The 11147-nt window shown below is 75.7% G+C and carries 10 protein-coding genes; 4 read left to right on the top strand and 6 right to left on the bottom strand.

The features are described from left to right. Positions 1-148: 148 nt before the first annotated feature. Together AB0E83_RS33750 and AB0E83_RS33745 are read right to left on the bottom strand one after the other, a co-directional pair. Positions 149-1174 carry an SCO1860 family LAETG-anchored protein gene (locus AB0E83_RS33750; protein ID WP_362120368.1) on the bottom strand — a complete coding sequence of 342 codons (1026 nt, stop codon included), beginning with the start codon at positions 1172-1174 and terminating at the stop codon, positions 149-151. A 323-nt stretch (positions 1175-1497) separates the two neighbouring features. Then, entirely contained in the window at positions 1498-2217 is a 720-nt protein-coding gene (locus AB0E83_RS33745; protein ID WP_362120372.1) for a siderophore-interacting protein, read from the bottom strand. A 104-nt stretch (positions 2218-2321) separates the two neighbouring features. Here AB0E83_RS33745 and AB0E83_RS33740 point away from each other — a divergent pair, with 104 nt between their 5' ends. After that, positions 2322-4421, top strand: coding sequence for a penicillin acylase family protein (locus AB0E83_RS33740; protein WP_362120366.1), 2100 nt, complete (start codon positions 2322-2324; stop codon positions 4419-4421). Next, positions 4418-4984: a GNAT family N-acetyltransferase gene (locus AB0E83_RS33735; RefSeq protein WP_362120364.1), complete on the top strand. Its 567-nt coding sequence runs from the start codon at positions 4418-4420 to the stop codon at positions 4982-4984. Before AB0E83_RS33740 ends, AB0E83_RS33735 begins: the two co-directional genes overlap by 4 nt. Positions 4985-5020: 36 nt before the next feature. Here AB0E83_RS33735 and AB0E83_RS33730 read toward each other — a convergent pair whose 3' ends face one another. Beyond that, positions 5021-6106, bottom strand: coding sequence for an amidohydrolase family protein (locus tag AB0E83_RS33730; protein WP_362120362.1), 1086 nt, complete (start codon positions 6104-6106; stop codon positions 5021-5023). A gap of 88 nt (positions 6107-6194) precedes the next feature. Between AB0E83_RS33730 and AB0E83_RS33725 the strand changes: the two genes are divergently transcribed. Continuing rightward, positions 6195-7298 carry an aminotransferase class V-fold PLP-dependent enzyme gene (locus AB0E83_RS33725; protein WP_362120370.1) on the top strand — a complete coding sequence of 368 codons (1104 nt, stop codon included), beginning with the start codon at positions 6195-6197 and terminating at the stop codon, positions 7296-7298. 57 nt (positions 7299-7355) lie between these two features. Here the strand turns inward: AB0E83_RS33725 and AB0E83_RS33720 are convergent, their stop codons facing one another. Beyond that, the gene (locus AB0E83_RS33720; protein WP_362120360.1) at positions 7356-8423 is read right to left on the bottom strand and encodes an alkene reductase; all 1068 of its coding nucleotides are present in this window, start codon (positions 8421-8423) and stop codon (positions 7356-7358) included. Between the two features lie 135 nt (positions 8424-8558). Here AB0E83_RS33720 and AB0E83_RS33715 point away from each other — a divergent pair, with 135 nt between their 5' ends. Continuing rightward, entirely contained in the window at positions 8559-9062 is a 504-nt protein-coding gene (locus tag AB0E83_RS33715; RefSeq protein ID WP_362120358.1) for a MarR family winged helix-turn-helix transcriptional regulator, read from the top strand. A 4-nt stretch (positions 9063-9066) separates the two neighbouring features. On the opposite strand, the gene AB0E83_RS33710 is transcribed toward AB0E83_RS33715, so the two are convergent. Together AB0E83_RS33710 and AB0E83_RS33705 are read right to left on the bottom strand one after the other, a co-directional pair. Then, a complete protein-coding gene (locus AB0E83_RS33710; RefSeq protein ID WP_362120356.1) occupies positions 9067-10134 on the bottom strand; it encodes an aminotransferase class V-fold PLP-dependent enzyme in 1068 nt (355 codons plus the stop codon). A gap of 93 nt (positions 10135-10227) precedes the next feature. After that, positions 10228-10944 (bottom strand): DsbA family oxidoreductase, encoded by a 717-nt coding sequence (locus tag AB0E83_RS33705; RefSeq protein ID WP_362120355.1) that lies wholly within the window; start codon positions 10942-10944, stop codon positions 10228-10230. Positions 10945-11147 lie beyond the last annotated feature (203 nt).

The following is an 11147-nucleotide window of genomic DNA, read 5'->3' as shown; positions in this document are numbered from 1 at the left end:
CCGGCCGGCGGCGCCGCCCCCCGCGGGGCCCGGCGCGGCCCCCCCCCCCCCCGCGGCGCCCGGCGGGGGGGGGGCGCCCCCCCCCGCCCGCGCCCCCCCCCCGGGCCGGGTTCCCCCTGCGTCCCCCTGACGCGTCCCCCTCGGGCCGTCAGCCCCGGGCGCGGGCGCGGCCGCGGGCCAGGACGAGCGCGACGCCGCCGGCGAGGACGAGCGCGAGGGCGCCGCCCGCGATGTACGGGGTGGCGGAGCTGCCGCCGGTCTCGGCGAGGTTCTGGGTCGGGGTGGAGCCACCGTTGTTGGTGACCACGCCGCCGTCGTCCTCGGGCTCGGTGGGCCGCGGCGAGGGCTGCTCGCCCGGCTTCTCGGTCGGCCGCTCGCTCGGCTGCTCGGTGGGCTCCGGGGTCGGCTTCCCGGTGGGCTTCTCCGTGGGCTTCTCGGTCGGCGCCGGGGCGTCGGGGGTCTCGCAGGTGGCCTCGGCGAGGGTGACGGTGCCCTTGACCTTGGCGACGCCAAGGGCGAGCGGGTCGACCTCGACGTCGAGCTCCAGGGCGGTGGCCGCGGCAGTGCGGGTGGTGGTGCTCGTCCGCGAGAGGTCGAGGGTGACCTTGCCGACGGCGGGCACGTCGAGCCGGGTGCGCCCGCCGGCGGTCAGCGTGACCTTCTTGCCGAGGACCTGGACGTGGCCGAGGACGTTGGACTCGGCGACCGGCTTCTTCCCCGCCTCGCAGATCGCCCTGGAGGTGACCTTCTCGACCTCGACGAGGGCGAGGGCGGGCAGGCCGGGGACGTGGACGCGGGCCTTGGCGAGGTTGACGTGCCCCTCGGCCCCGCGCTCGTCGACGGTGGCGGTCGAGGTGGCGACGTCGGCGGTGAGGATGTCGACCGGCTCGCCGCCCTCGGCGCCCTCCACCTTGACGCTGAGCGCGGTCTTGTTCGCGCTCTCCGGCGCCTGGACCTCGTTGAGGGTGGCGCGGACCGGGATCTTCACGGTCTCGCCGAGGAGGGAGACGTCGAGCCCGGTGCGGAGCACGACGGCGCTCGCCCGGCCCTCGCGGCGCTCGCCGTCCGTGGCCTGCGCCGGGGCCGCCAGGAGCACGGGGCCCGCCGCGAGGGCGACGACGGCCGCGGCGGCGGCGGTGCGGCGGACGGGCGCGCGGAAGGTGTTGCTGTTCAAGATGGTGGAACCCCCACAGAAGACATGGCGTCGCCGGCCGCTCGCCACGGGGACGGTGGGTCTGCGCGGCGGCGGCGACTTGAGACACCGGAATCTTTACGCACGGAGAGTGAACCGGCAGTCGCCTGACGTGAGTTCACTCCAAAGGGGGGTTTCCGTGTTCATTTTCGATTCTTTACGACACAACCGTTCACGCTCGCCCCGCGTGTTTCGTACGGGGGACTCCGTCCGGGGGACGGCGGCGCGCGGCGCGGGAAAGAGAAACGATCCGCGACCCCGCCGGGTCACGGATCGTCAACGCCACGCCGGAGCGGCGGAACGGTTCAGCTCGCGCGCCAGTAGCCGAGCGCGTGGACCCGCTCCTTGGGCAGCGCCAGCTCCTTGCGGGCGTACGCGGCGAGCGCGCGGGTGGTCGCGGTGTCGCAGGCGATCCAGACGTACGCCTCCGGCCCGGCGAGCGCGGGCAGCTCGGCCCGGACCCGCTCGACGAGGGCGGCGCCGGCCCGCTGCCGGGGGATCCGGCGCAGCTCGTGGCGGTCCGGGTCGGTGCGGAAGGGCAGCTCCTCGTCGGAGGCGTGCTGGGTCTCGAACCAGATGGTGGCCGGGAGGTCCGGGTGGGCGTCGAGCAGCGAGTTGACGGCCGGCAGCGAGGCCGCGTCGCCGACGACGAGCAGCCGCTCCGGCCGGGGCTCGGGGGTCTCGAAGCCGGTGCCCTGGAGGGTGGCCTCGACGGTGTCGCCGGGGGCGCAGCCGCGGGCCCAGTGGCTGGCGGGGCCGTCGTGGAGGGCGAACTCCAGGCTGAAGGTGCCGGCGTCCCGGTCGGGGTCGACCAGGGTGTAGGCGCGCTGGTGCGGCTTCCCGGCGTTCTCGAACCAGATCCGGACCCACATCGTCGGATGGACCCCGGCGGCGGCGAGCAGCCCGCCGTCGGTGAAGTGGACCCTCCGGTAGTCGTCGGTGACCCGCTCGGCCCCCGTGACGGTGAACGTGAAGTCCTTCGCGCCCATCAGCTTCAGTACGGCGCCCTGCCACCCGTGCCCCACCGCGTGCTCCTCCCCGGGACCCATGGGTTACCTTGGGTCGACGATCAATTTAGGCCAGCCTAACCTAAGGGAATCTGGCAGTACACGGGACGGAATCGGCACGGATGAGCATCGAGGTCTACCGGGACGCGTACGGCGTCCCCCATCTGCGCGCCGGAGACCCGGAGGAACTGGCCTTCGCCCAGGGCCGGGTCACCGCACGGGACCGCGCCTGGCAGCTGGAGGTCGAGCGCCACCGGGCCCAGGGCACCACGGCCGCCTTCCTCGGCGCCGCCGAGGCCGAGTGGGACGCCTTCGTCCGGCGGGTCCGGCTCGCCGACACCGCGCGCCGCTGCCTGGCCCGGCTGGAGGAGACCGACCCGGAGACCGCGGACTGGGTGCGGGCGTACGCCGACGGCGTCAACGACGGCCTGGCCGAAGGGGCCCGCCGCGCCCCGGAGTTCGCCGCGACCGGGCTCGCCGCCGGCCGCTGGGAGGCGTGGACGCCGCTGGCGGTCTGGCTCTCCACCCACATCCTCTTCGCCGGCTTCCCGACCAAGCTGTGGCGCGAACAGGTCGCGACCCGGCTCGGAGAGGAGTGGACGGAGCTGTTCGCCGCCGACGGACCGGCCACCGCCGGCTCCAACGGCTGGCTGGTGGCCGGGGAGCGGACCGCGAGCGGGGCGGCCCTGGTGGCCGGCGACCCGCACCGGTTCATCGAGGCGCCGGGCGTCTACCAGCAGGTCCGCCTCGCCTGCCCGGAGTACGACGTCGTGGGCCTCGCCGTGCCCGGCGTGCCCGGCCTCGCCCACTTCGGCCACGCCGGGCACGTCGCCTGGGCGATCACCAACGCGATGGCCGACTACCAGGACCTCTACCGGGAGCGGCTGCGGCGCACCGCCGGCGGCGGCGTGGAGGCGTACGGCCCGGACGGCTGGCGCCCGGCAGCCGCGCACGCCGAGACGGTCGAGGTCGCCGGCGGCGAGCCGGTCCCCGTCGAGGTGGTCGAGACCGCGCGCGGCCCGGTGATCACGGGCGACGGGCCGGCGGAGCCCGGCGCCGAGTGGGAGGGGCTGAGCCTGCGGTACGTGCCCCGGGTCACCGGCCGGCTGGGCTTCGAGGCCCTGCCGCGCCTGCTCGCCGCCCGTACCGCCGCCGAGGTCGACACGGCCCTGGACGCCTGGGTGGAGCCGGTGAACGTGGTCCTCGCCGCCGACACGGAGGGCGGCCTGCTGCACCGGGTCGCCGGGCACGTCCCCGTCCGCCCCCGGGCCAACTCCCTGCGTCCGGTGCCGGCCTGGGAGCCGGCGCACGCCTGGGCGGCGGAGCCGGCGCCGCTGCCCCGCGGCGGGGTGACGGACGGGTACGCGGTGATGGCCAACGCCCGGGGGCTCGCCGCCCCGCTCGGCGTCGAGTTCGCGCCGGCCCACCGGGCCGACCGGATCGCCGAGCTCCTCGCCGCCTCCGCCGCCTGGACGCCCGAGGCCACCGCCGCCGTCCACCGCGACACCGACAACCGCGCGGCGGCCCGGCTCCTCGCCGCGGTCGACGCCGCGGCCGAGGACGGCTCCGGCGGCCTCTCCCCCGCCGCCGGGGAGGTGCGGAAGCGGCTGCTCGCCTGGGACCGGCGGATGGACGCGGAGAGCGTCGACGCCGGGCTCTACGCGGCCGTGCGGGGCGCCGTCGTCCGCCGCCTCGCCGCGCACGAGGTCTTCGCCGGGCTGCGCGAACCCGCCCCGTACCCGGGGGTGTTCACGCCCTGGCTGTACCTCGGCCCCCGGGTCGGCCTCGCCCTGGAGACGCTCCTCGTGACCGGCCCGGTGCCGGCCGGGGACGTGGCCCGGATCGTCCGCGAGGCCCTGGAGGAGACCGCCGCGGGCGAACCGCCCGCCGCCTGGGGCGCCACCCACCGGCTCGCGCCCTGGCAGGCGCTCCCGGATCCCTCCGAGGAGGCCGACGCCCGGTGGCCGGGGCTCGGCGGCGACCACGACTGCGTGCTCTCCACCTCCAGCGCCCCCGGTTACACCGACCGCAGCGCGCGGGCCTCGGCCGCCCGGTACGTGTGGGACCTCGCCGACCGCGAACGCAGCGGCTGGATCGTGCCGTTCGGCGCGTCCGGGGTGGCCGGGGACCCGCACCACGAAGACCAACTCCCCCTGTGGCTGCGGGGCGAGCTCGCCCCCGTCACCACCGACTGGAACCGCCTCACCAAGGAGCAGGGATGACCACCCCCGTACACGTCCAGACCGTCGAGGGCCTCGGCACCGTCACGATCCGGCCCGTCGTCCCGGACGCGGACGCCCCGCTCATCCACGCGTGGGTCAACGAGGAGCGGGCGCGCTTCTGGGGCATGAACGGCACCACCGTCGAGCAGGTCCGGGACGTCTACGCGCACCTGGACTCGCTCACCACCCACCACGGCTTCATGGTGGAGCTCGACGGGGAGCCGGTCTCGATCTTCCAGACGTACGACCCGGCGGAGGACCGGGTGGGCGAGTGCTACGAGGTCGAGGACGGCGACATCGGCTGCCACCTCTTCGTCGCGCCGAGCACGGCTCCCTCCCCCGGCTTCACGGCCGGGCTGCTCAGCGCGCTGATCGCCTTCTGCCACCGCGACCACACCCGGATCGTGGTCGAGCCGGACGCGGCGAACGAGAAGGCGATCGCCCGCATGGCGCGGGCCGGCTTCGAGCTCGGCCCGGAGGTCGTGCTGCCCGAGGTGGACCTGCCGGAGGTGTTCATCCCGGAGAAGAAGGCCCGGCTGGCCTTCCTCCGCCGGGCCGCCTGAGCCCGCGCTCCGTCCCCGCCGCGGGGCGTGGCCCGGTCAGGCGAGGATCCGGCCGTTGACGACGACCCGGCGCGGCGCCGCGAGGACGCGGACGTCCGCGCGCGGGTCCTCGTCGTAGACGACGAGGTCGGCGGGGGCGCCCTCCTCCAGGGCGGGGCGCCCCAGCCAGGCCCTCGCCCGCCAGGTGGTGGCCGAGAGCGCGTCCAGCGCCGGGATGCCGGCCTTCGTCAGCTCCTCGACCTCCTCGGCGACCAGCCCGTGGGCGAGCGAGCCGCCCGCGTCGGTGCCGACGAAAACCGGGACGCCCGCGTCCCAGGCGGCGCGGACGGTGTCGTACCGGCGCGCGTGCAGCCGGCGCATGTGGGCGGACCAGCGGGGGAACTTGGCCTCGCCGCCGTCCGCGAGGTGCGGGAAGGTCGCGATGTTCACCAGCGTGGGGACGATCGCGACCCCGCGCTCCACGAAGAGCGGGATCGTCTCCTCGGTGAGGCCGGTGGCGTGCTCGACGCAGTCGATGCCGGCCTCGACCAGGTCGCGCAGCGAGTCCTCGGCGAAGCAGTGGGCGGTGACCCGGGCGCCGAGCCGGTGCGCCTCCGCGATGGCCGCCTCCACCTCGGGGCGCGGCCAGGACGGCGCCAGGTCGCCGACCTCGCGGTCGATCCAGTCGCCGACCAGCTTGACCCAGCCGTCGCCGCGCCGGGCCTCGCGGCCCACGTACGCCACCAGGTCCGCGGGCTCGATCTCGTGGGCGTAGTTGCGGATGTAGCGGCGGGTGCGGGCGATGTGCCGGCCGGCCCGGATGATCTTCGGCAGGTCCTCGCGGTCGTCGATCCAGCGGGTGTCGGAGGGCGAGCCGGCGTCCCGGATCAGCAGGGTGCCGGCGTCCCGGTCGGTGAGGGCCTGCTTCTCGGCGGTGGCCTCGTCGACGGGCCCGTGCCGGTCGAGCCCGACGTGGCAGTGGGCGTCGACCAGACCGGGCAGCGCCCAGCCGGTGACCGACACGGCCTCCCCGGCCGGCCGCTCGAAGGTGATCCGCCCGTCCACGCACCAGAGTTCGTCCCGCACGTCCTCCGGGCCGACGAGCACCCGCCCCTTCACGTGCACCACCTCGTGATCGCTCATGCCAGCACTGTACGAGGGGTCGCCGGGACGGTGGGCGTACGCTGGCCACCGGCCGTATCACCGACCCCGAGAAGGCACCACCGTGACCGTGACACATCCGCTGCTCGACCTGGCCCCGATGACCGCCGCGCACTTCGCGTCGATCGAGCGGCGGGTGGCCGCGCTGCTCTCCACCGAGCAGGACGTGGTGATCACCCAGGGCGAGGCGCTGCTGCCCCTGGAGGGGTGCATCCGCAGCGGGGCGCGGGCGGGTTCGACCGCGCTGAACGTGATCACGGGTCCGTACGGGCAGACCTTCGGGAACTGGCTGCGCGACTGCGGCGCGACCGTCGTCGACCTGGCCGTTCCCTTCCACACGGCGGTCACCGCCGAGCAGGTCGAGCGGGCGCTCGCCGAGCACCCGGAGATCGACTTCGTCTCCCTGGTGCACGCGGAGGCGGCCACCGGCAACACCAACCCGGTCGCGGAGATCGGCGAGGTCGTCCGGGCGCACGGCGCGCTGTTCTACCTGGACGCGGTGGCCTCGATCGGCGCGGAGCCGGTGCTGCCGGACGCCTGGGGCGTGGACATGTGCATCATCGGCGCGCAGAAGGCGATGGGCGGCCCGGCGGGCGTCTCGGCGGTGTCGGTGAGCGAGCGGGCCTGGGAGCGGTTCGCCGCCAACCCGGCCGCGCCGCGCCGCTCGTACCTCTCCCTCCTGGACTGGAAGGAGCGCTGGATCGACGGCGGGCGCAAGGCGCTGCTGCACGCCCCGGCGCAGCTGGAGATGCTGGCCCTGGAGGCGTGCCTGGAGCGGATCGAGACGGAGGGCCTGGACGCGCTGATGGCCCGGCACGCCTCGGCCGCGGCGGCGACCCGCGCGGGCGCCCTCGCGCTGGGCGGCGGCCTGGAGCCGTACGTGTACGAGGCCGGGGACGCGGCGCCGGTGGCGACGACGCTGCGGGTGCCGGCGGAGCTGGACGCCTCGGTGCTGGTGGCGAAGGCGCTGGCGGCGGACCCGTCGCTGCCGCTGATCGCGGGCGGCGGGGCGCTGGCGAAGGAGATGATCCGGGTCAACCACTACGGGGCCGACGCGACGCCGAACGCCGTGCAGTCCTCGCTGGCCGCGCTGGGCGCGGTGCTCGGCGAGGCGGGCCGGACGGTGGACCTGGAGGGCGCGCGCCGGGCGGTCACCGGGGCCTGGCAGGCGTGACGCGTGCGGAGGGGCGGGATCCGGTGGCCGGGTCCCGCCCCTCCGGCGTGCCCGGGGCTACAGCGCCGGGTAGTCGGTGTAGCCGCGGTGGTCGCCGCCGTACAGGGTGGCGGGGTCGAGCGGGTTGTAGGGGCCGTCGGCGCGCAGCCGGGCGGGCAGGTCGGGGTTGGCGACGAAGAGCCGGCCGAAGGCGACGAGGTCGGCGGTGCCGTCCTCGATCAGGGCGAGGGACTCGGCGTCGGTGGGGCCCTCGGTGGCCGGGTTGAGGATGAGGGCGCCGGAGAAGCGCTTGCGCAGGTCGAGGGTGAGGGCGCGGGTCTCGGGGGTGGGCTCGCTGATGTGCAGGTAGGCGATGCCGAGGGGTTCGAGGGCGTCGACGAGGGCCGGGTAGAGCGCCTCGGTGTCCGTCTCGCTGATGTCGTTGAAGGTGGTGGCCGGGGAGATGCGCAGGCCGGTGCGCTCGGGGCCGATCTCGGCGGCGACGGCCCGGACGACCTCGGCGGCGAAGCGGATGCGGTTCTCGACGGGGCCGCCCCACTCGTCGGTGCGGTGGTTGGAGCCGGAGGCGAGGAACTGCTGGACCAGGTAGCCGTTGGCGCCGTGGACCTCGACGCCGTCGAAGCCGGCCTCGATCGCGTTGCGGGCGGCGGAGGCGAAGCCGGCGATCGTCTCGCGGACCTCGTCGCCGGTGAGCTCGCGGGGGGTGACGAAGTCCTTGGGGCCCTCGTGGGTGTAGACCTGGCCGGCGGCGGCGACGGGCGAGGGGCCGACGGGGTGGAGGTCGCCGTCGAGGAGGTCCGGGTGGCCGATCCGGCCGGCGTGCATGAGCTGGGCGAAGATCCGGCCGCCGCGCTCGTGGACCGCGTCGGTGACCTTCCGCCAGGCGGCGATCTGGGCGCGGCTGTGCAGGCCGGGCGTGTCGGGGTAGCCCTGGCCCTCGGGGACGGGCTGGACGCCCTCGCTGATGACGAGTCCGGCGGAGGCGCGCTGGGCGTAGTACTCGGCGACGAGGGCCGGCGGGGTGCCGTCCCGCCCGTCGGCCCGGCTGCGGGTCATGGGGGCCATGGCGATGCGGTTGGCGAGGCGGGTGCCTGCGAGGTCCACGGGGTCGAATGCGGTGGTCACGGCGGTCTCCCGAAACGATATGTGGTCGGCCAAGTATCTGGGTCCGACGCCACTGTAACCCATTCATTGGCCAGCCAAGCAAAGTGTCGGCCCACGGGTAACCTGGGGGATGGAGAACACCCCGAGGAGCCCCCGATGACCGCAGTCGAGCCCGCCTGTACCGAGGAACTGCCCTCCGCCGCGCGCGGCGGCCCCGTCGGGCACACCCTCGCCCGGGTCTCCCGGACGCACCGGATCGCGATGGGGCGCCGCCTGCGCGAGCTCGGCCTCTACCCGGGCCAGGAGCTGATGATGATGCGGCTGTGGGACTGCGGGGCGGTCCGCCAGTCGGAGCTCATCCAGTCGCTCGGCCTGGACCCCTCGACCGTGACGAAGATGCTCCAGCGGCTCGAACAGTGCGGATACGTGCGCCGCTCCCCCGACCCCGCCGACCGGCGCGCGGTCCTCGTGGAGGCCACCGAGCCGGGCCAGGCGCTGCGGGCCGGGGTCGAGGGCGCCTGGGCCGACCTGGAGGAGAGCTCGCTGGCCGGGCTCGGCCCGGCGGAGCGGGCCGAGCTGGCCCGCCTCCTCGGCGTCCTCGCGGACAACCTGCGCGCGGAGGCGGGCGACGCGGGCGACTGCCCGTCGCCGGGCTGCTGACGCCTCAGCCGGCCAGCACGTCCAGGGCTCGGTCGACGTCCGCCGCCGTGTTGTACAGGTGGAAGGAGGCCCGCAGGTTCCCGGCGCGGACCGAGAGCAGGACGCCCGCCGCGTCCAGGGCCTCCGCGCGGTGGCCGAGGCCGGGGACGGCGACGACCGCGGAGTCGTCCGCGACCGGCTCGTGCCCGAGCGCGAGCAGCCCCGCCCGGAAGCGGGCGGCGAGCCCCTTGTCGTGGGCCTCGATCCGCTCGACGCCGATCTCCTCCAGGAGCGCCAGCGAGCGGGCGGCGCCGTGGTACGCGGAGAAGGCGGGCGGCTCGTCGAACCGGCGGGCGGAGCGGGCGAGTTCGCGCACCGGCCCGTAGCTGTTGACCCACAGCTCCTCGCCGGTGACCCAGTTCGCGTGGATCGGCAGCAGGCCGTCCTGGGCCTCCTCGGTGACGGTGAGGAAGGAGGCGCCGCGCGGGCAGAGCAGGTACTTGTAGGCGCCGGCGACCGTGTAGTCCCAGTCGCCCGCCGACAGCGGCAGCCAGCCCGCGGACTGGGTGGCGTCGAGCAGGGTGCGGGCCCCGTGGGCCGCCGCGGCGGCCCGGACGGCGGCGAGGTCGGCGGTGCGGCCGTCCGCCGACTGCACGGCGGAGAAGGCGACGAGCGCGGTCCCGGGACCGACGGACTCGGCGAGCCGCTCCAGCGGCACGAACCGGGTCTTCAGGTCGCCTCGGACGGTGAAGGGCGTGATGACGGAGGAGAAGTCGCCCTCGGGGAAGAGGATCTCGGCGCCGGAGGGCATCGACTGGGCGATCATCCCGCAGTGCACGGCGACCGAGCTGCCGACGGCGACCCGGTCGGGCGCGACCCCGGCGAGCCGGGCGTAGGCGGCGCGGGCCTCGGTCACGACGTCGAAGCTGCCGGCGCCGCCGGGCCGGCCGGCCGCGGTCTCCTCGGCGAGGAGGGTGACCGCGTCGACGGTGCGGCGCGGCAGCAGGCCGCAGGCGGAGGTGTTCAGGTAGGTCCGCGCGGGGGCGAATTCGGCGCCGCCGAGCGGCCGGTCGAGGGAGTCCAGGGAGTCCATGGCCACAGCCTGGGCGCCCCGTGACCTCCCGTCAATTCCCATAGATCACGGGGAATCCCCAAGCGTTCCTTATCTCCGCAGGTCGGAGCCGGTTCAGGCGTGCGGCGGGACCGCGCAGCCGTCCGGGCCGCACGCCTCCGCCTCCGCGTCGGCGGCGCCGACGGGCTGGAGGGCGCGGCCCTGCCAGGCCTGCTCCAGGGCCTGGGTGAAGACCTCGGCGGGCTGGCCGCCGGAGACGCCGTAGCGGCGGTCGAGGACGAAGAACGGCACGCCGGTGGCGCCGAGTTCGGCGGCCTCCCGCTCGTCGGCCCGCACGGCGTCGGCGTAGGCGGTCGCGTCGGCGAGGACGGCCCGCACCTCGGCCTCGTCGAGCCCGGCCTCGACGCCGAGCGCCACCAGGGTGCCCTCGTCGAAGACCGACCGCTCCTCGGCGAAGTTCGCCCGGTAGGCGAGGTCGAGCAGCTCGTTCTGCCGGCCGCGCTCCCTGGCGAGGTGCAGCAGCCGGTGGATGTCGAAGGTGTTGCCGTGGTCGCGGCCGTCGGTCAGGTACTCCAGGCCCTCGGCGTGCGCGTTGGAGGCGACGTGCGCCTCCATGGCGCGGGCCTCGTCGAGCGTCCGCCCGTACTTCTTCGCCAGCATCTCCAGGACGGGCCCGGTGTCGCCCTTGGCCCGGTGCGGGTCGAGCTCGAAGGAGCGGTGCACGACCTCGACCTCGTCGCGGTGGGCGAAGGCCGCGAGCCCCTTCTCGAAGCGGGCCTTTCCGATGTAGCACCAGGGACAGGCGATGTCCGACCAGATCTCGACGCGCATGGTTCTCCTTCTCCGGGGGTCGTACGGGGGCGGGGGCCAGTCCCCGTCCGAACGCCGACCGACCCGGATTTCATTCCGTTTCCGCCCGGGATGTGAGCCGGAGCACGCGGCGGGCGGGCCGGGGCGGCCTCCCCGCCCGTTCCGCTTCGGCCCCGGGGGCGCGGCCGCGGGCCGGGCCCCCGGCGCTGACCTGGCCGGCCGGG

The sequence above is a fragment of the Streptomyces sp. NPDC035033 genome, assembly GCF_040636735.1.
Classification (GTDB): Bacteria; Actinomycetota; Actinomycetes; order Streptomycetales; family Streptomycetaceae; genus Streptomyces.
Note: the sequence above shows the minus strand (reverse complement) of the source record. Positions and strands in the feature narration are given on the sequence as shown.

Bases quoted from the DNA above. Each gene is read 5' to 3' on its own strand.
- AB0E83_RS33735 (WP_362120364.1), top strand. From the start codon at position 4,418: ATGACCACCCCCGTACACGTCCAGACCGTCGAGGGCCTCGGCACCGTC.
- AB0E83_RS33730 (WP_362120362.1), bottom strand. From the start codon at position 6,106: ATGAGCGATCACGAGGTGGTGCACGTGAAGGGGCGGGTGCTCGTCGGC.
- AB0E83_RS33740 (WP_362120366.1), top strand. From the start codon at position 2,322: ATGAGCATCGAGGTCTACCGGGACGCGTACGGCGTCCCCCATCTGCGC.
- AB0E83_RS33710 (WP_362120356.1), bottom strand. From the start codon at position 10,134: ATGGACTCCCTGGACTCCCTCGACCGGCCGCTCGGCGGCGCCGAATTC.
- AB0E83_RS33715 (WP_362120358.1), top strand. From the start codon at position 8,559: ATGACCGCAGTCGAGCCCGCCTGTACCGAGGAACTGCCCTCCGCCGCG.
- AB0E83_RS33705 (WP_362120355.1), bottom strand. From the start codon at position 10,944: ATGCGCGTCGAGATCTGGTCGGACATCGCCTGTCCCTGGTGCTACATC.